The 18,222-nt window shown below is 67.4% G+C and carries 22 protein-coding genes; 9 read left to right on the top strand and 13 right to left on the bottom strand.

The features are described 5' to 3' along the window. Nucleotides 1-331 precede the first annotated feature (331 nt). The 3 genes from AC4OR5_RS29855 to AC4OR5_RS29865 all read right to left on the bottom strand — a co-directional run bounded on the left by AC4OR5_RS29855 (nt 332) and on the right by AC4OR5_RS29865 (nt 1,516). Nucleotides 332-655 (bottom strand): XRE family transcriptional regulator, encoded by a 324-nt coding sequence (locus tag AC4OR5_RS29855; protein ID WP_031693826.1) that lies wholly within the window; start codon nt 653-655, stop codon nt 332-334. Continuing rightward, nucleotides 648-1,013 (bottom strand): type II toxin-antitoxin system RelE/ParE family toxin, encoded by a 366-nt coding sequence (locus AC4OR5_RS29860; protein WP_003111825.1) that lies wholly within the window; start codon nt 1,011-1,013, stop codon nt 648-650. Before AC4OR5_RS29860 ends, AC4OR5_RS29855 begins: the two co-directional genes overlap by 8 nt. 263 nt (nt 1,014-1,276) lie before the next feature. Then, nucleotides 1,277-1,516, bottom strand: a complete 240-nt coding sequence (locus tag AC4OR5_RS29865) for a hypothetical protein (protein ID WP_058160744.1) — start codon at nt 1,514-1,516, stop codon at nt 1,277-1,279. 206 nt (nt 1,517-1,722) lie between these two features. On the opposite strand from AC4OR5_RS29865, the gene AC4OR5_RS29870 reads away from it, so the two are divergent. Next, nucleotides 1,723-1,995: a hypothetical protein gene (locus AC4OR5_RS29870; RefSeq protein ID WP_003085667.1), complete on the top strand. Its 273-nt coding sequence runs from the start codon at nt 1,723-1,725 to the stop codon at nt 1,993-1,995. Nucleotides 1,996-2,025: 30 nt separating this feature from the next. Here AC4OR5_RS29870 and AC4OR5_RS29875 read toward each other — a convergent pair whose 3' ends face one another. Then, entirely contained in the window at nt 2,026-2,451 is a 426-nt protein-coding gene (locus tag AC4OR5_RS29875) for a VOC family protein (RefSeq protein WP_043104329.1), read from the bottom strand. 100 nt (nt 2,452-2,551) lie between these two features. Between AC4OR5_RS29875 and AC4OR5_RS29880 the strand changes: the two genes are divergently transcribed. Further along, nucleotides 2,552-3,436: a LysR family transcriptional regulator gene (locus tag AC4OR5_RS29880; protein WP_003111828.1), complete on the top strand. Its 885-nt coding sequence runs from the start codon at nt 2,552-2,554 to the stop codon at nt 3,434-3,436. Here the strand turns inward: AC4OR5_RS29880 and AC4OR5_RS29885 are convergent. Further along, the gene (locus AC4OR5_RS29885; RefSeq protein WP_003085661.1) at nt 3,409-4,362 is read right to left on the bottom strand and encodes a LysR family transcriptional regulator; all 954 of its coding nucleotides are present in this window, start codon (nt 4,360-4,362) and stop codon (nt 3,409-3,411) included. The genes AC4OR5_RS29880 and AC4OR5_RS29885 overlap by 28 nt on opposite strands. Nucleotides 4,363-4,582: 220 nt before the next feature. On the opposite strand from AC4OR5_RS29885, the gene AC4OR5_RS29890 reads away from it, so the two are divergent. The 6 genes from AC4OR5_RS29890 (at nt 4,583) to AC4OR5_RS29915 (ending at nt 11,244) form a co-directional block, all read left to right on the top strand. Continuing rightward, nucleotides 4,583-5,017 carry a RidA family protein gene (locus tag AC4OR5_RS29890; RefSeq protein ID WP_003158601.1) on the top strand — a complete coding sequence of 145 codons (435 nt, stop codon included), beginning with the start codon at nt 4,583-4,585 and terminating at the stop codon, nt 5,015-5,017. Beyond that, nucleotides 5,014-6,261: an aminotransferase class V-fold PLP-dependent enzyme gene (locus AC4OR5_RS29895; protein WP_058160741.1), complete on the top strand. Its 1,248-nt coding sequence runs from the start codon at nt 5,014-5,016 to the stop codon at nt 6,259-6,261. Before AC4OR5_RS29890 ends, AC4OR5_RS29895 begins: the two co-directional genes overlap by 4 nt. 288 nt (nt 6,262-6,549) lie before the next feature. Then, nucleotides 6,550-7,845, top strand: a complete 1,296-nt coding sequence (locus AC4OR5_RS29900) for a 3-keto-5-aminohexanoate cleavage protein (protein WP_003085656.1) — start codon at nt 6,550-6,552, stop codon at nt 7,843-7,845. Further along, nucleotides 7,842-9,089 carry an MFS transporter gene (locus AC4OR5_RS29905; RefSeq protein ID WP_003085654.1) on the top strand — a complete coding sequence of 416 codons (1,248 nt, stop codon included), beginning with the start codon at nt 7,842-7,844 and terminating at the stop codon, nt 9,087-9,089. The genes AC4OR5_RS29900 and AC4OR5_RS29905 overlap by 4 nt, the downstream gene beginning before the upstream one ends. Before the next feature lie 30 nt (nt 9,090-9,119). Further along, complete coding sequence (locus AC4OR5_RS29910; RefSeq protein WP_003116497.1) at nt 9,120-9,821, top strand: haloacid dehalogenase type II; 702 nt, start codon at nt 9,120-9,122, stop codon at nt 9,819-9,821. 106 nt (nt 9,822-9,927) lie between these two features. Continuing rightward, on the top strand, nt 9,928-11,244 hold the full coding sequence (locus AC4OR5_RS29915) for an Nramp family divalent metal transporter (RefSeq protein WP_058160734.1): 1,317 nt from the start codon (nt 9,928-9,930) through the stop codon (nt 11,242-11,244). Nucleotides 11,245-11,295: 51 nt separating this feature from the next. Here the strand turns inward: AC4OR5_RS29915 and AC4OR5_RS29920 are convergent, their stop codons facing one another. From AC4OR5_RS29920 to AC4OR5_RS29930, 3 genes are all read right to left on the bottom strand, one after another. Continuing rightward, nucleotides 11,296-11,769 (bottom strand): SRPBCC family protein, encoded by a 474-nt coding sequence (locus AC4OR5_RS29920; RefSeq protein WP_058160732.1) that lies wholly within the window; start codon nt 11,767-11,769, stop codon nt 11,296-11,298. A 68-nt stretch (nt 11,770-11,837) separates the two neighbouring features. Beyond that, nucleotides 11,838-12,605: an N-acetylmuramoyl-L-alanine amidase AmpDh3 gene (gene ampDh3 / locus AC4OR5_RS29925; RefSeq protein WP_003114198.1), complete on the bottom strand. Its 768-nt coding sequence runs from the start codon at nt 12,603-12,605 to the stop codon at nt 11,838-11,840. A gap of 626 nt (nt 12,606-13,231) precedes the next feature. Next, nucleotides 13,232-13,627 carry a DoxX family protein gene (locus tag AC4OR5_RS29930; protein WP_003114197.1) on the bottom strand — a complete coding sequence of 132 codons (396 nt, stop codon included), beginning with the start codon at nt 13,625-13,627 and terminating at the stop codon, nt 13,232-13,234. Between the two features lie 560 nt (nt 13,628-14,187). Between AC4OR5_RS29930 and AC4OR5_RS29935 the strand changes: the two genes are divergently transcribed. After that, nucleotides 14,188-14,415, top strand: a complete 228-nt coding sequence (locus AC4OR5_RS29935; RefSeq protein ID WP_003085644.1) for a hypothetical protein — start codon at nt 14,188-14,190, stop codon at nt 14,413-14,415. 209 nt (nt 14,416-14,624) lie between these two features. Here the strand turns inward: AC4OR5_RS29935 and AC4OR5_RS29940 are convergent, their stop codons facing one another. The 5 genes from AC4OR5_RS29940 to AC4OR5_RS29960 form a co-directional block, all read right to left on the bottom strand. After that, on the bottom strand, nt 14,625-15,446 hold the full coding sequence (locus AC4OR5_RS29940) for an aldo/keto reductase (protein ID WP_058160730.1): 822 nt from the start codon (nt 15,444-15,446) through the stop codon (nt 14,625-14,627). A gap of 31 nt (nt 15,447-15,477) precedes the next feature. Then, nucleotides 15,478-15,918, bottom strand: a complete 441-nt coding sequence (locus AC4OR5_RS29945) for a VOC family protein (protein ID WP_058160728.1) — start codon at nt 15,916-15,918, stop codon at nt 15,478-15,480. A gap of 85 nt (nt 15,919-16,003) precedes the next feature. Then, entirely contained in the window at nt 16,004-16,327 is a 324-nt protein-coding gene (locus AC4OR5_RS29950) for a DUF3325 domain-containing protein (protein ID WP_004364132.1), read from the bottom strand. After that, a complete protein-coding gene (locus AC4OR5_RS29955; protein ID WP_058160727.1) occupies nt 16,327-17,847 on the bottom strand; it encodes a PepSY-associated TM helix domain-containing protein in 1,521 nt (506 codons plus the stop codon). Before AC4OR5_RS29955 ends, AC4OR5_RS29950 begins: the two co-directional genes overlap by 1 nt. After that, entirely contained in the window at nt 17,844-18,140 is a 297-nt protein-coding gene (locus AC4OR5_RS29960; RefSeq protein ID WP_003085639.1) for a DUF3649 domain-containing protein, read from the bottom strand. Before AC4OR5_RS29960 ends, AC4OR5_RS29955 begins: the two co-directional genes overlap by 4 nt. Nucleotides 18,141-18,222: the final 82 nt, after the last annotated feature.

An 18,222-nucleotide genomic window follows, 5' to 3' on the forward strand; every position in this document is an offset into this window, starting at 1 on the left:
AGTCATTACTTGATGCACCGCTACAACTGGATCAGGCCGCATCAATTCAACGACGGGTTACCACCTGCGGTGGCCGAAGAAAAACTCAACCCACTGTCCGGGATGGGTTGACCACTACATTCAACAACCATCCCCCTTTAATAGATTCGCGACTCGAAACCCCAAACTCAAACTCAAAACCTGTCTTCTTTACACCTTACTAAACCTTCTTCAAACCCATAAGACCATCTCCATTGGCGTCATTTACTTCTTATCGGTGATATCTAAAATACCTTTAAATTGGAAACAGCTCTAAGGCTTTGAAGTCGAAGAACTGTCGTAACGAATAGCCTTAGGCGCCCACCTCTTCGATATCCGCGAAGTTGCTGATTTTCACCGCGCCATCCGGGAAGCGTGCAATCACTTCCAGCTGGCCGCCCATGGCTTCGATGTGGCTGCGCAAGGTGGAGATGTACATATCCGTACGCCGCTCCATCTTGGCAATTGCCGGCTGCTGCACGTGCAGCACTTCAGACAGCATCTTCTGCGACAAGCCTCTAGCCTGACGCAACTCATTCAGGGGCATTTCAGCCAACAGTTCCTGGGCCTTGGCCTCGACGCGGGCCTGTGCCTCAGGCGACATTTGCGCCCGAAGGTCGGAGAATTTCTTAACCATCGATCAGTCCCTCCTCACGGAGCTGGTGCAAGTGTTCGTCATAGAGGCGGTCGGCAATGGGCACGTTCAATTCGTACCAACGATCATCGCCAGTCTTGTCGCCACCGATCAGCAGTATCGCGGAGCGTCTGGGATCAAACGCGTAAAGCGTTCGGAAAGGTCGCCCGCCGTGTTGAGTCCGTAGCTCTCTCATATGGCCATGGCGGGAGCCATTGATGCCGCTGCTGTGGGGGTGCCCCAAGGATGGCCCCCGCTCCTCAAGCAAGCGAACCGTCACAGCTAGCGACTCCTGCTCATCCTCGGACAGAGAACCCCACCAATCACCGAACTCGTCGGTGTACTCGATATCCCACGCCACAAAATATAACCCCCAGGGAATATTCCATCAAAGGAATCCTACTCAAAGAGAGCGCTTCCCGACAACGGACCGAGCGCACGGAGTCCTGAAGACGATCCGGTCCCAGATGGACGCACCAAGACCCGCGAGGCAGCCTCATTCCGTGTGTCGAAAAAGTGTCGAAATTACTCACCCATACAGGCCGGCATAGCACAGAGCTTGGCCCGTCCCCTCCTCTCCAGCCCCAGTCCTGCCCAGCCTTGGCCATTTACCGCCTCCGTCGGTTATCGGTGTCTGCGTGCGTATTCCGCCTCGAACAGCGACAGCAAGGAGCCGGTGATGCGGCGGTGCTTTCGCCGCTCTTCGGTTTCGTCGAGCAGGTCGAGGACGCTCAGCGTTCCGATCGCCGACTCCAGACGGCGGCGGGCGGTGTCGAACAGGTCTTCGCTGGCTGCGCTGCAGTCCAGGTAGAGGGTGGCGCAGCCGGGATGCTGGTTGCATTGCGAGGTGCGTCGCAGGGGGATGAAGGTGGAAGGGGACTGTGCGGTGACGGTTTTACCCGGCCAAGGCGCCGCTCGGGCAAGGTGTGAAGCGCTTCACAAAATGCCAAACAGAGAGCGAGCGCATCCCAGCGCCAACACGCAATCGCCTTGAATGGCCGCTTCGATTCCTCGTCATGCGGGGATGCCGTGCCCGGCTCCAGCACATCGCCACCCACACCGGAAACCCCATGCCCTACCGCGTTCTCCTGCTCATCCTGGCCCTGACGCCCGCCCTCGCCTCCTCCGCCACCCTGGACGAACGCCTGGGCGACCTTGAACACGCCTTCAAGCCCGACCTCGACGGGACGACAAGCGCAAAGCCGGCCAGCCCGCCGCCGGAGCGGTTCAAGCTGGCGCCGCTGGGCAGCGTGGTGCGCAAGAAAGAGTGCGCGACGTCGAGCCTGCCGGACGAGCAGTCCAGCTGCGCGGCGCTGGAGTTCTGCACGGACTGCGCGCAGTAAGCGCAGCCTCCAGGCGGAGCGCCGGTAATCTCACTTGGCGAACAACTGGTCCATGTCGCGGAAGCTCTTGAACTCCAGCGCGTTGCCACAGGGGTCGAAGAGGAACAGCGTGGCCTGCTCGCCGACCTGGCCCTTGAAGCGGATGTACGGCTCGATCACGAAGCGGGTGCCGCGCTGCTTCAGGCGTTCGGCCAGGGCGTGCCAGTCGTCCCAGGCGAGGACCACACCGAAATGTGGCACCGGCACGTCGTGGCCGTCCACCGGGTTGCTGCCGGCGTGGCGCTGGGAGTCGCTCTGCGGGTGCTGGTGGATGACCAACTGGTGGCCGAAGAAGTCGAAGTCGACCCAGTGCTCGGCGGAGCGGCCTTCGCTCAGGCCGAAGACTTCGCCGTAGAAGCGCCGGGCGGCCGGCAGGTCGTGGACAGGGATGGCGAGGTGGAAGGGCATCAGGCTCATGGCGTGGTTCCTCTGTGGGTGTGCCGGAATTATTTGCCGTGCCGATTTCGATGGAAAGCGCATAATATTTCGCCTGAGCAACACTTTTTTCGAGGCTTGGATGATCCGCGAACTCCGCACCCTGGTCGCCGTGGCACGCCGGGGCTCCTTCGCCGCGGCGGGGGAACAGGTGGGGCTGACGCAGTCGGCGGTGAGCGCGCAGATCCGCGCGCTGGAACGCAGCGTCGGCGTCGAGTTGTTCCAGCGCACGCCGCGCGCGGCGCACCTGAACGAGGCCGGGCGGCAGGCGGTGCGTACGGCCGAGCAGATCCTCGCGCTGTTCGACGGCATCGGCCAGGGCGACAGCCCGCGCGGACGCCTGCGCATCGGTGCGGTGAACACGGCGCAGACCGGGCTGCTGCCGGAGGTGCTCAAGCGCCTCGCCGAACAGGCGCCGCACATCGAGCCGCAGGTGGTGCCGGGCGTCTCGCTGCACCTGCTGGACCAGGTGGACGCCGCCGAACTGGACCTGGCGATCCTCATCCGCCCGCCGTTCAACCTGCCGCGCGGGCTCTCCGCGCAACGGGTCGAGCGCCAGCCGTTCGTGCTGATCGCGCCGCCGCAATGCACCGCGACGGATGCGCTGGAATTGCTGCGCACGCAACCGTTCATCCGCTACGACCATGTGTCCTTCGGCGGTCGCCTGGTGGGCGATTTCCTCGAGGCGCAGCAGCTCAGGCCGCGCCAGGTGATGGAGCTGGACGAGATCGACGCGATCGCGCGGATGGTGGAGAACGGTCTCGGCGTGGCGCTGCTGCCCCGGGCCGGGCTGTGGCTACGCGAGCCGGCGCGGGTACGGGTGATCGAACTGGGCGCGCTGGAATTCCAGCGCGAGCTGGTGATGGTCAGCCGCAGCGGTTCGGCGCAGGACGACCTGGTCGGTGAATTCCGCCGCGCCCTGCTGGCCGAGACGGCGGCTCAGGAGGCCGCGCCGACCACCGCGTAGCGCGGCGCCGGGCGCGCCAGCTCGCCGAGGAAGGTCCACAGGCGTTCGGCCTCGCCGGGTAGCGGCAGGCGGCGACGGATCAGGGTGTAGCGCAGCGGTACGTCGAAGCGCTGGCCGCCGGCGCGCACCAGGCGACGGCTGGCGAGGTCCTCGCGGACCAGGGTATGCGGCAGCCAGGCGACGCCCAGGCGCGATTGGGCGAAGAAGCGCAGCCCCTCGGTCTGGCTGGAGCTGTGATGGCGCTGGAGGAACAGGCCGCTGTCGCGCAGCAGCGGTTCCAGGGCCCAGCCCAGGTGGCATTCCTCGGAGTAGCCGAGGAACGACAGCGCTTCGGTCTGCAGGCGGTCGAGGTTGAACAGCGGCTGGCCGGCGGCGTCCGGCGCGCAGACCGCCACCAGTTGTTCGTGACCAAGCTCCAGGCGCTGGAACTCGGCTTCGCTGTCGATGCCCAGGCGGCGCGACACCGCCTCGCCTTCGTCGAGCAACGCCACCACGTAGTCCACCGAGCCGTCGCGCAGGCGCGACAGGCATTGCGGCAGGTAATCGCAGTCGACGCTGAACTTGGCGCTGCGGAAGTCCGCCTGCAGACGCGGAATCCAGTGCGGGAAAAACACCGAGGAGAGGATGTGCGGGGCGCAGAAACGGATGCGCCGCTGGGCGTCTTCGTCGCGCTCGCGGATCGACTGGCGCAGGTTGTCCAGGGCGCGCACCGCGTCCTGCGCCACGCCTTGCAACTGGCGGCCGGCCTCGGTCAGTTCGAGGGCGTGCTTGTGGCGCTCGAACACCGGCGCGCCGAGCCACTGTTCCAGGGTCTGGATACGCCGGCTGAGCCCGGACACGGAGACATGGCACTCCTGCGCCGCACGGCTGAAGCTCTTGATCCGACAGAGGACGAGGAAGTCCTTGAGCATCACCAGGTCGATCATCGTTGCGCGTTCCTCAACGGTCGGGCGTTTTCAGTCTACTTCGCGCGGCGGTGCCTGTTGCAAGGCTAAAGTTCGGTTTGTTTTGCCGATTTGGCAAGCAGCTCGTCGACTCCCGCAAAACAGACCGGGAAAACCGGCCCACAGTAGTGAGGTCGCGCTTTTCCAGCCATCGACCCGCCCGAGCATCGTGGCCGGGCGGGTCCGCCACGAGGACAGGACCATGCAGACATCCCCCGCTCCGGCCATCGTCGCCGGCGGCGCCTACCAGCCGGTGGTGCTCCACGCCGGCATCGCCTACGTCAGCGGCCAGTTGCCGCGCCAGCACGGCGAGCTGCGCTGGACCGGCAAGGTCGGCAGCGAACTCGACCTGGAACAGGCCCGCCAGGCCGCCCGGCTCTGCGCGGCGCGCTGCCTGCTGGCGCTGGAGGAGGCGCTGGGCGGCCTGCAACGGGTCGAGCGGCTGCTCAAGGTGACCGGCTACGTCGCCAGCGCGGCGGGTTTCGTCCAGCAGCCGGCGGTGATCGATGCTGCCAGCGAATATTTCGACGAGGTGCTCGGCGCGCGCGGCGGCCACGCCCGCGCCGCCGTCGGCGTGGCCGAGCTGCCGCGCGGCGCCGCGGTGGAGGTGGAACTGATCGCGGCGGTGCGACCATGAGCGCGCTCTTCCCCGCCGCCCCCGACGCCTTCGGTGCCGACGAACTGCTGCGCCTGCGCCGCGAGACCCCGGCCTGGGGCAGCTACGCGCACTTCGCCCATGGCTCCGCCAGCCTGCCGCCGCAGGTGCTCTACGACGCCCTCGACAGCTGGCTGGAAGCCGAGCGGCGCTGGGGCGTGCAGCGCGCCGCCGAGCATTTCGCCGAGCCCTTGCTGGCGGTCCGCGACAGCGTCGCGCGAGTGCTCGGCACCCAGCCACGGCACATCGCCCTGCTCGACTGCGCCAGCCGCGCATGGTCGGTGGCCTTTGCCGCGGCCCTGGCCGCCCATCCACGGATACGGGCGATCAGCAGCTTCGACGAATACGGTTCCAACAGCCTGTGCCTGCTCGCCGCGCGCCAGCAGCGCGGGCTGGAGCTGCGCCTGATCGACGCACGCGGCGACGCCGCACAGCTGTTGCAACGGCTCGACGAGCAGTTGCACAACCTCGCCCCCGGCCAGACGCCGCTGCTGTCGCTCAGCGCGGTGCCCACCGGGCATGGCGCGGCTACCGCGCTGGAGGGCGTGGCCGAGCGCATCCGCACCCATGACGGGCTGTTCTTCCTCGATGCCAGCCATGCGGTCGGCCAGTTGCCCCTGGCGGTGGAGGCGACCGGCTGCGACGTGCTGGTGTTCCCGCCACGCAAGTGGCTGCGCGGGCCAAAGGGACTCGGCGTGCTCTATCTCGGCGAACGCGCCCTGGAGCGCCTGGCCCTGCCCGACGGGCTGGACGTCGGCGGCGCGCAATGGAGCGACGCCTTCGCCCTGCAGGCACGGGATGACGCGCGGCGCTTCGAATGCTCGGAGTTCAACCCGGGGCTGCGCCTGGCGCTCAAGGCCAGTTGCGACTACCTGTTGCAGACCGATGTCCGGCGCATCGCCCGACGCAACCGCCAGTTGCGCGAACGCATCGCCCAGCAGCTCTACCGCCGGCTCGGCTGGACGCCACTGGAACAAGGGCCGCACGCCAGCGCGTTGATGACCTACGCGGCCCCCGAACTGAGCGGCGAGCAATGGCTGAAGCGCCTCCACGCGCGCGGCGTGAACGCCTCCTACATCGGCCCGCAGTATGCCCGCTGGGCGCTGCGCGAGCAGGCGCTGCCGGGGGTACTGCGCCTGACTCCGCACTACCTGACCGACGACGGCGAGATCGAGCGCCTCGGCGAGGCCCTGGAGGATTGCCTGCGACAGCGCGCCGCCAGTTGAGCGACCTTGCGCGAATGGCAACGTTGCGCCGCCGTGCCGGCGGTTGGCGCAACGCCGGGCGATTTGCGCAAGGTCTTTGTGCCGGCGGCAACGAGCGTTGCCGAATGCGCCGCGCACGGCCGCCGCCATGCGGTTTAAATCCCTCTCGTAGAACAACGCATAACGATCCCGCCAGCGACATCTTTCACCTGCCTGAGACACCGACGACTTTCGACGCCCTGGGCAGCCTTTCGGTCCGCCGCGGACCGCTCCGCCCTCAATGGAATGATGAATGGAGGAAAGACGACCATGACCGGATCCCGGAAAACCCTGATTCTCGGATGCGCCTCCACCGGCGCCAAGTTCACCCCGCGCAACCACGCCGCCACCGGCGACCGCCTGCTCGACAGCATCTGCACCGGCGCCACCATCCGCACCGCCCCCGGCGAACTGCTGGACGAAGCGCGCCAGCTCTACGAGATGGGTTGCCGCTACTACCACTATCATGCGCGCAACCCGCTGACCCAGGAACAGACCACCGACAACGACATCTACCAGGCGGTCAGCCGCGCCCTGCAGAACCGCTTCCCCGACCTGATGCTGAGCTTCGGCGCCAGCCGCAACGGCAGCGAGGTGCAGGAGAACATCCGCCGCTTCGGCGAGTGGGAGCGGGTCAGCCACTGCGCCATCCCGCTGCACCTGGGCGGTGCGCACTTCGTGACGATCCAGGCGGCCATCGAACTGCAGGTGATCTGCGAGCTGGAGAAGCAAAGGCGCAAGCTCGACCTCGACTATGCCTCCAGCCCGGCTTTCCTCGCCGACCTGCGCGACTACCAGCCGTCGACGGCGCTGGAAAGGGCCGAGTTGCAGACCCACTCCACCAGCAAGGGCGCCGACTACGGGGTGACCTCGCCGATGACCCAGTTCCAGGTCTACCGCAACGCCATCCAGGCGCGCCAGAAGCTCGGCCTGTTCCACGAGGTGGAGTGGGTGCAGCATGTGCGCAGCTACGCCATGACCCGTTTCGCCGTGGAGCACCCGCGCCTGCGCCTGGGCGGTTCCGGCCAGTTGAACGTGATCCTGCTGTTCGGCTTCTCGCCACGCCTGCCGTTCCCGGAGACCTACCAGCAGTTCCGCGCGGTGATCGAGAGCGCCAAGAGCCTGGAGTACGACATCGGCGAACCCGGCGTGCGCAAGCGCAAGGTCAGCATCACGGTCGGCGCGGCGGTGATGCCGCAGCATGCCGCGCAGCACTTCCGGCCGCTCGACGTCGGTCCTCGCGCCGGCACCCCGCTCTGCGCGGTGCGCCGGCTGGCCGCCTATGCCGCGCAGGCGGACAGCCAGGTCGATGTGCTGCGGGTCGGCATGGAGGACACGCCCTACGCGGTGGACGATGACGGCCGGGTGACGCTCAGCGACAACTGCCAACTGCTGCGCCAGGCCCTCGACGAACTGCGCGCCAACGGCGCCGAGGCCGAGCTCGACGGCGAACGGATCTTCCAGCGCATGGGCATGGAACGCACCCTCGGCGAATACCTGTCGCTGCAGCGCCTGCATCCGCTCGGCGAAGCCAACTTCACCCTCGCACGGGAGTTCGTCCAGTGACCGCCGCCCTCGCCGCGAACCCGACCCAGCGCTACCGCTGGGTCATCCTGCTGATCGCCACCTTCGCCCAGGCCTGCGCCTGCTTCTTCGTCCAGGGCATCGGCGCGATCGCCGTGTTCATCCAGAACGACCTGCAACTCTCGTCGCTGCAGATCGGCCTGCTGGTGTCGGCGGCGCAGCTGGTGCCGATCGTCGGCCTGCTGGTGGCCGGCGAGCTGCTCGACCGCTACTCCGAACGGCTGGTGGTCGGCCTCGGCACGCTGATCGTCGCGCTGGCCCTCTGCGCCTCGCTGTGGGCCACCGACTACCTGACCATCCTGCTGTTCCTGGTGGTCGTCGGCGCCGGCTACAGCACGGCGCAGCCGGGCGGCAGCAAGTCGGTGTCACGCTGGTTCGCCAAGACCCAGTTGGGCTTCGCCATGGGCATCCGCCAGGCCGGGCTGCCGCTGGGCGGCGCGCTGTCCGCCGCGCTGCTGCCGTACCTGGCGGGGATCTACGGCTGGCGCAGTGCATTCCTCGCCGGCGGCCTGGTGGCGTTCCTCGGCGCGCTGGCCTTCATGCTCTTCTACCGCACCCCGCCGGACGCCCCGGCGCCCGGCGCGAACCCCGCCGAACGCGACCTGGGCGCAGTGGTGAAGTCGCGGCTGGCGATGATCACCGACCCGGCGATGAAGAACATCGTCTGTTCCGGGGTGGCGCTGATCTCGGTGCAGTACGGCATCCTGGTGTTCACCGTGCTCTACCTGCACGAGACCCTGGAGATCGGCATCGGCATGGCCGCGACCCTGCTGTTCGTCGCCCAGGGCAGCGGCGTCGCCGGGCGCATCCTGCTGGCCGCCTGGAGCGACCGCTGCCGCGCCGGGCGCTACTTCCCGGTGATGGTCTGCCTCGGCGCGGTGATCCTCGGCCTGCTGGCGCTGGTCCTGCTGCCCCTGCAATCGCCGTTGGGGATGGGCCTGGTAGTGGCCTGGCTGGGCTTCTTCGGCTTCGGCTGGTACGGTCCCTGGGTGGCCTATGTGGCGGATACCGCGCCGGTCGGCAAGACCGGCTTCGCCCTCGGCCTGGCGATGGCCATCAACCAGCTGGCGATCGTTCTCGCGCCGCCGGCGCTGGGGCTGCTCAAGGACTTCAGCCACAGCTTCGTCCCCGGCTGGCTGGCGCTCTGCCTGATGGCGGCGGTAGCCCTTGTGGTCACCGCCTGGAGCGGCCGCGGCCTGCCCACCGCGCTGCCACAGAAGCACTGAAGCGATGACGGCCACGGCCGAGGAGGCACGATGCGCGCGATCCTGTTCGATGTGTTCGGTACCCTGGTGGACTGGCGTTCCAGCCTGATCGAGCAGTTCCAGGCGTTGGAGCGCGAACTCGGCGGGACCCTGCCCTGCGTGGAACTGACCGACCGCTGGCGCCAGCAATACAAGCCGGCGATGGACCGGGTACGCAACGGCCAGGCGCCCTGGCAGCACCTCGACCAGTTGCACCGGCAGAGTCTCGAGGCCCTGGCCGGAGAGTTCGGCCTGGCGCTGGACGAGGCCCTGCTGCAACGCATCACTGGCTTCTGGCACCGCCTGCGGCCGTGGCCGGACACGCTCGCCGGGATGCACGCGCTGAAGGCCGACTACTGGCTCGCCGCGCTGAGCAACGGCAACACCGCGCTTATGCTCGACGTCGCGCGGCACGCCGGGCTGCCCTGGGACATGCTGCTGTGCGCCGACCTGTTCGGCCACTACAAGCCCGACCCGCAGGTCTACCTCGGCGCCTGCCGCCTGCTCGACCTGCCGCCGCAGGAGGTGATGCTCTGCGCGGCGCACAACTACGACCTCAAGGCCGCGCGCGCCCTCGGCCTGAAGACCGCGTTCATCGCCCGGCCGCTGGAATACGGCCCCGGCCAGACCCAGGACCTCGCCGCCGAGCAGGACTGGGACCTGATCGCCAGCGACCTGCCGGACCTGCACCGGCAACTGGCGGCCTCGGCCTGACCGACTTCCTCCTTCCTGCCCCCTGAACCGCTCGCCCAACCTGCGCGCCACGGCGCGCCGGGAAAGGCGCGCGCAGCGCCGGCACGCGTCCGGCAGGAGCTTCGTCATGTCCGCGAAGGATACCCCGGCCCCCCAGGCCGCCGAGCCCGGTCGCGCCCAGCCGGTCGAAGTCCCCGGTGGCGGCCACTGGTGGCGCCGCCTGCTGGCCTTCGCCGGCCCCGGCTACCTGGTCGCGGTGGGCTACATGGACCCGGGCAACTGGGCCACCGACGTCGCCGGCGGCGCGCAGCTGGGCTACCTGCTGCTCTCGGTGATCCTGCTCTCCAGCCTGATGGCGATGCTGCTGCAGGCGCTGTCCGCGCGCCTGGGCATCGCCAGCGGCCTGGACCTGGCCCAGGCCTGCCGCGAACGCTACTCGCCGAGCACCTGCCGCCTGCTGTGGCTGGCCTGCGAGACGGCGATCATCGCCTGCGACCTGGCCGAGGTGATCGGCACCGCCATCGCCCTGAAGCTGCTGTTCGGCCTGCCGCTGGCCTGGGGCGCGTTGCTCTGCGTGGGCGACGCGCTGCTGGTGCTGGTGCTGATCGGACGTGGCCAGCGGCCGCTGGAGGCCTTCGTGGTGGCGTTGCTGACACTGATCTTCGCCTGCTTCGCGGTACAGTTGCTGCTCTCGCGTCCCGAACTCGGCGAGGTGCTCCAAGGGTTCTTGCCGAGCCCGCGGGTGCTCAGCGATCCGGCTGCCCTGTACCTGGCGATCGGCATCGTCGGCGCGACCGTCATGCCGCACAACCTCTACCTGCATTCCTCACTGGTGCAGAGCCGCGCCTACCCGCGCAGCCTCGCCGGCAAGCGCCAGGCGCTGCGCTGGGCGGTGGCCGACAGCAGCCTGGCGCTGACCCTGGCGCTGCTGGTCAACGCGGCGATCCTGATCGTCGCCGCCAGCGTGTTCCACCGCAACGGGCACACCGAAGTGGTCGATATCGAGCAGGCCCACGCGCTGCTCTCGCCATTGCTCGGCCTGGAACTCGCCTCGCTGCTGTTCGCCGTGGCGCTGCTCGCGTCCGGCCTCAACTCGACGGTCACCACCACCCTGGCCGGGCAGATCGTCATGGAGGGCTTCCTCCGCCTGCGCCTGGCGCCCTGGGCGCGGCGCCTGCTGACCCGTGGCGTCGCGGTGCTGCCGGTGCTGCTGGTGACCCTGCTCTACGGCGAGGACAGCACCACGCGGCTGCTGATCTTCAGCCAGGTGATCCTGTCGATGCAGTTGCCGCTGGCGGTGATCCCGCTGCTACAGTTCGTTTCCGACCGGCGCCTGATGGGCCCGCTGGCGATCGGCGCCGGGACCCGGTGGCTGGCCTGGGCGGTAGCGCTGGCGATCGTCGGCCTGAACCTGCAACTGCTGGCCGACTTCGCGTTCGGCTGAGCATTGCCTGAGGGCACGCTGCGCGGTGCGGGACGCGCACTCAGGCAATGCTCAGCCATCGAGACCGCGGGGAAAACGGGCGGCCACCAGGTTCAAGGCGATACCGTGCTCCAGGCAGGCCTTGAGCCCGGCCAGCACCAGGGTGAAACCTTCGGTGGCATCTACCACCCGCGGGATGACCTCTTCCGGGGTGCCTACGAAACCGCTGTTGCGGATGCTGACGAAGGTCCCGGCGCCGGGCAGTTCCTCGAACAGCCACTCCACCTGGGAAGGGTTGCTGTCGCCATTCGGCCATTCGATGAGGATGCGGCGGTTCGTTTGCAGGTCTTTCACTTCGATTTCCTGGGAAACCCCGTACATGTCCCAGTGCCAGCGCAGCCGTTTCCCGGCTTCGAGGCGGGCATCGCCGCGGCTGAACCAGAACCTGGCGGTGATGGCCGGATCGACGAAGGCTTCGAAGACCTCGGCGATGGGGCGGCGGATCAGCATTTCCGCCTTGGCGACGACCTGTGCGACGGCAGTCATGGCAAGTCCTCCATGGGGGTGGGCAAGGGAGCGGCCGCCGCATCGGGCGGCCGCTCGCGGTGAATGGCTCAGGCCGGGTATTTCTCGTTCAGAGCGTAGAGGATCGCCGCCGTCTCCACATCCAGCGCGCCGTCGTAGTTCTCCGGGCGGAAATGCATCTGGAAGGCGCGCAGCAGGCTGGCGAAGTAGGCGTCGTCGACCGTCGCCGGCAGCGCATAGCCGTACAGGCGGAACGCCTCCAGCAGGTCGGCGCGCGGCGGCAGGCCGTCGCGCTCGAAGCCTTCGCGATAGCGATCGCGGGTGGCATCGTCGTACCAGGCGCCGATACCGGCCTCGTAGAGTTCCTTCCAGGGCAGCTTCGGACCCGGGTCGGACTTGCGCCCGACGGCGATGTCGGAGTGGCCGACCACGTTCTTCGGGGTCATGTCCGGGTAGCGCTGCAGGATGTTCTTCGCCAGTTGCTTGAGTGCGTTGATCTGCGAGCGCTCGTAGTCGGGGAAGGTGAACACGCCGTCGTCGTCGCGGGCGAGGTTGACGATCTCGATGCCGATGGAGGTGTCGTTGAGGTTGTCGCGGCGCGCCCAGCCGCTGACGCCGGCGTGCCAGGCGCGGTCTTCCTCGGCGACCAGGTTGAAGATGCGCTGGCCCTTGAAGCCGGCGGCCTTGTAGCTGGGGTCGTGCGGCGCCGGGATCAGGTAGTGGGCGCTGGCGGCGCCGGTGGTCAGCGCCTTGACCGAGGCGGCGAAGTCGAGCGCGGTGTAGTGCAGCACCAGGAAGCGCACGCGTTTGCCGTAGGGGGTAGTGGTGCGATAGCTGTTGTAGTCGATGGTCAGCATGGTTTTCACCTTTTTGCGGATGATGGAAAGCCTCCGGCCACAGGCTCGCCTGTAGCTAGGGACGTCGATGCAGCGATGAGGTTCAGGGGCCGGCCGAGGAAACGCGGGCCCCGGCTAAACCGGAAGGAAGAAGACCGGGCATAAAAAAGCCCGGCACGCGGCCGGGCAAAAGGGATACACCAAAGGCAAGCCCCAGCGAACTGGGGGTACGGGGGCTCACCGAGGCCACTGAACGATGGCGTTATGACAGCAGTCGGCACAACCGAACTTTAAGTTGGCCGGACGCCGTGCGGGCGCACCCCAGAGCCTTTCGCACCGGTCGCCGCCCGCTGCGTCCGGTTGCGCGGCGGGCGGAAACGACGAAGCCCGGCGCTGGGGCCGGGCTTCGAGGGCGACCACGGGAAACGTGATCATGGGAAAAAACTACCGCGAGCGTCCCGCCGCGTGCAACACCGTTCGTCCGTTGGCCGCTCTACTTTGCACTTCTTCACAAAGTTCACCAATAGCCATACAGACCCTCGACAGAGCGGCTACTACTCTATCCACGCCAGGTCCGATTGCTCCTCCATCTCCTGGCATTCCCGGCCACTGTCCACCCCCGCACAGTGGCTTTTTTTCGCCTGCGCCTAGCGTCGTGCCAGCGGCGCCTCGTCCCGCGCCAGCATCAGCGCCAGGATGCAGCCGAGGAGGAACGCCTGCAACGCCAGGCGAGCGGCCAGCAGCGTCGGCGGGAAGGATGGGAACAGGTCGGGGTGCTGCCACATGTAGAGGTTGGCCGGGGTCACACAGAGGGTCAGGATGAACAGCCCGCACGCCGCCAGCCGGCGCCATGCCGGCACCAGCAGGGCGGCGGCGCCGAGCAGTTCGAAGACCCCGCTGACCCACACCGCCGCCAGCGGCCAGGGCACGTAGGGCGGGACGATGCCGACGAAGAAATCGGTGAAGACGAAATGGCCCAGCCCACCCAGCAGGAACCAGGCGGACACGAAGGCCAGGAGCAGCGTGCGAGCGGGCGACGGCATGGATAACCTCGGCGCGGCGATGGAACGGCAATCCTGCCACGCGCCGCCGACGCCAGGCCCATAACCTTTGCCCGGTTGGCAGGCGTCCGCCGAAACAAATGCTCAAACATTCCCGCCGCCGGGGCGACATCTGTTCAAAAAATGTCCTGGCCTTTCTTCGTCGAAAGACATAGAATCCGGGACTGCGTACCAAACTGAAAGTCAATCAGGCTTTACCCCACGACCGGGCCCACAGATGAAAAGGGCTCTACCATCAGGGTTACAGCCTTCCGATGGTTCTTCGGTCGCCACTCTTCTGAAGCAATCCCCTGCCACGCAGGGCCGATGGGAAGACCGGCGTCCCGCAATACCACCCGCAGATTGATCAGGATCCTGGCCTGGAAACTTTCCTGCCAATCGATCCTCTGATTAGTACCTGAACTGCCAGCTTGCTCTTTTCGAAAAAAGCCGGCATAACCAGTACGTTCCCCCGACACAAAGCTTTCTTGGCACTGTCACGGAGCGGGAACATTTGCAATATACGCTGCTCCATAAGCGTGAAAGTAAAGGAACATAAGAATATGTCTATTCAACATCGTACTCAGGATGCAATTCGCACCCTAACCGCCGCATTTGCGCCGTTCGACTGCCTGATCCAGGCAACTCGTAAAGGAAACTTCAGTTTCACCATCGTTGACCAGCATGGCGTGGCCTGCCACAGCGAGCGCCTGTATCCGGAGCAGTACGACGACTCCGGCAAAATGGAAGAAGTGATCAATCGAGTTCGCAAGAAAACACTGGCTGCCTGAATCATGCAAGCATCAGCGCGAATGCAAGGAAAAGCCCCGTCCCCGACGGGGCTTTTTTGTGGGACAGCGAAAAGTACAGGTTAAGTTGAAGAAAGTTCCCACACAGGAAATAAATATTTACTTATTCCTTTTTAAATATTTCCTCGCCAACTTCGTCATATTCCCGCGGCCAGGGGAAACAAGCGCAGGCCGTTTCTCCTGTACTCCACTCAGACGATCGCCAGGTTTCGCTTGCGGGTAGGCGGCGGGAACGCCTGGTCGAGCGCCCGCAGGTCGTCGGCGCTCAGTTCCAGGTCGGCCGCCGCCGCATTCTGGCGGATGTGAGCGGACGTCACCGCCTTCGGGATCGCGATCACCCCCTGCCCCAGTAGCCAGGCCAGGGCGACCTGGGCGCTGCTGGCGTCGTGGCGCGCGGCGATCTCGCCGAGCGCCGGGTGCCGTAGCAGCCTGCCGCCCTGCCCCACCGGACAGTAGGCCATCACCGGCATGCCGCGCTCCTGGCACCAGGGCAGCAGGTCGTATTCGATACCGCGTTCCTCCAGGTTGTACATCACCTGGTTGGCGGCACAGGCGCTGCCGTCCAGTTCGTACATGTCGCCCAGGTCGAAGTTGGACACGCCCCAGCGCAGGATCTTGCCCTGGTCGCGCAACCGCTCGAAGGCTTCGATGGTTTCCTCCAGCGGATACCGGCCCTGCCAGTGCAGCAGGTAGAGGTCGATGGTTTCGCAACCGAGCCGGCGCAGGCTGCGCTCGCAGGCCGCCGGCAGCCCCTTGCGGCTGGCGTTGTGCGGGTAGACCTTGCTGACCAGGAAGACCTCTTCGCGGCGTCCCGCGATAGCCGCGCCGACCACGTCCTCGGCGCCGCCCTCGGCGTACATCTCGGCGGTATCGATCAGCGTCATCCCCAGCTCGATGCCTTCGCGCAGCGCCGCGACCTCGCGCTTGCGTTCGCCGGGCTGCTCGCCGATATGCCAGGTACCCTGGCCGATGGCGGCGACCTCCTGGCCATCGATCAGCGTGAGCGTTTTCATGCAGCGTCTCCTGTGGTGAATGGACGGGGCCTCATGCCCAGGGATCATAGCTGCCGAGGCTCCAGACGTGGCCCTCCGGATCGCGGCAAGTGAAGCCGCGACCGCCGTAGTCCTCGTCCTTGATGTCGATGACGATCTCGGCGCCGGCGACCTGGGCGCTGCGGAACAGGGCGTCGGGATCGGCGACCACCAGGTAGAGGCTCTGGGTATTGCCGCCGGCTTCGTCGACGTGCCGCATCAGCCGACCGTAGGCGTTGTCGCGGACGCTCGAGCCGAGCATCAGCATGCCGTTGGCGCCGTTCGGGCTGGCGTAGGTCAACTCGGCGTGGAGCACCTGTCCGTCCTCGCCGGGCACCACCAGCTTGCGCTGGAAGCCAAAGGTCCGGCACAGCCAGTCGATGGCGGCCGGCGCATCGCGGTAACGCAGGCAGGGAATGACGCTGGCGACGGTGTTGCTGGCGGGCGTGTGCATGGCGCATACCTCCGGGGGAAAGCACGACCACCAGCATAGACGCTGGACCGGGCCGCCCCCGAGGCACGGATGGGCGGCGCGCCCTTCAGCGCAGCAGCGCCAGCACCCCGCCGAGCAACGGCACTCCGGCGGCGCAAGGCAATGCCCAGCGTGGCCGCCAGGCGAGCAGCAGGACCAGCGTGCCGGCCGCCAGCATCAGCAGGCAGGACCAGAAGACGATGCCGATCTCCACGCCCTGCCGGTGGATCGAGAAGGCCAGCGCCAGGCCCAGGTCGAGCAGCGCCACGCCGCGTAGCAGAAGCACCCGGGAAGCCGACGGCTGGTGGCCGAGGAGGTTCTTGTGGTGGCGGTTCATGGCCAGGCAGAGAGCGGTGAAGGCCAGCAGGTTGAGGCCGAAGACCAGCAGCATCAGGCCACCTCCTGGACGTTCAGGCGTCGCCGGGCGGGCTTGCTCGACGCTTGCCGACGTCGCCAGCCGAGCCAGGCGCAGAGCAGGCCGAAGCCCAGCAGGCTGAGGTCGACGCCGGCCAGCACCCAGTCACCGCGCTGCAGGCTGGCCAACAGGTTGCCTTCCGGACTACGCAGCAGGCCGAGCAGCGGCAGGCCCAGCGCCAGCACGGCGGCGAGGCGCAGTTGCGTGCGACCGAGGGTCCCGCTGTTGCGGCGGACGATGGCCCACAGCGCGACCAGCACCCAACTGGCGCAAAACACGCGGATCTCCCAGGTGTCGCGGCCGGCCAGTGGCGTCGGCAGCAGGCGGTTGCCCCACAGCAGCGCCAGGCTGGCCAGCGGCAGGCCGCCGCAGACCGCCAGGTTCAGCGCCCGCACCAGACCAACGCCGCGACTGCCGCGGGCCTCGCGCTTGGCCAGCCAGACCTGCAACCCGCCGAAGATCATCATCGCCCCGGACAGCCCGAGCAACAGGTACATCCAGCGCACCAACTGGCCGCCCCACTGGATCATGTGCAGGCCGGTCAGCCAGCCGTAGGTGGCGTAGCCGGGCGCATAGGACGGCTGGGCATGCAGCAGTTCGCCGCTGGAGGCATCGAAGTTGACCGTGCGCTGGTCGTCGAGGATGCGCGAGGCGTCGCGCCGGCGGATGTCCACGGTGGCCGCCTCGTCATAGGGATGGTGGACGCTGATCCAGCCCGGCGCGCCGCCGTCGCCCCAGACCTTGCCGGCCTCGACGATCAGGCCATCGATGGACGCCGGCGGCCCCGCCGGGCGGCCGACTTCCTCGCGTTCGTAGGAGCCCTGCACTTCATGGAAGAAGCGCTCGCCATCGTTCTGGTAGACCACCTGCAGGCCCGCCTGCATGTAGTAGACGATGAAGATCACCAGGCCGGTGTAGGCGATCATCAGGTGGAACGGCAGGCCGATCACCCCCAGCACGTTATGCGCGTCGAGCCAGGCGCGCTGCCGCGCCGCCTGCGGGCGCAGGGTGAAGAAGTCCTTGAAGATCCGCCGGTGCACGATGGTCCCGCTGACCAGCGCCACCAGCATCAGCATCCCGGCGATGCCGACGATGTACAGGCCGACCATGCCGGCGTGCAGGTCGTAGTGCAGGGTGAAGAAGAACTCGCCGCCGACCGTCTTCGGCAGCGGCTGGCCGCTCACCGCGTCCAGCTGGAAGACCTTGAACTCGCTACCGTCGCGCGGCTCCCAGCCGGCGTTCCAGTAGGGCGCCCGCTCGCTCGGCGGCAGCATCCACCAGGCATGGGCATCGGGCGCGCGCTGGCGCAACCAGTCGCGCACCTGGTCGGCGCCCAGCGACTGCGCGCCGGGCAGGTGCAGGTCCGGCTGCATCCAGCGGGTCAGCTCCTTGTCGAAGCTGGCCAGGCTGCCGGCGAAGACGATGACGAACAGCAGCCAGCTGACCAGCAGCCCCGACCAGGTATGCAGGCCGGACATCGATTGACGCAGGTTCATGGACGCGCTCCGTAGTCGAGGCCGAGCCAGGCCAGGCCGCCCAGCGCCAGGCTGGCCAGCGCCAGCACCCAGCAGGCGCGCCAGGCGCTGCGCGCGGCGAAGGCGTAGACGATGGCCGCGACCCACACGGCGAAGCAGCCGAGGCTGCCGAACGAGACCCGGTCGGGACGCGGCAGCGGCAGGTAGATGCTCAGGCAGGCGGTGACCGCATAGGCCAGCGCGTAGCCAAGCAGGACCGCGACGAGGATGCGGCCGGTGACGGATAGTCCGCCGGCCAGGGCCTGGCTGGTCATGGGGCGGCGTCCCGGGTGGAAACAGGGCCTTGCATCGTCGCTACCTCGTCTGGCTGGCACGGCGACGCCGCGCTCGCGGGTG

The organism is Pseudomonas sp. YA1, assembly GCF_058680555.1.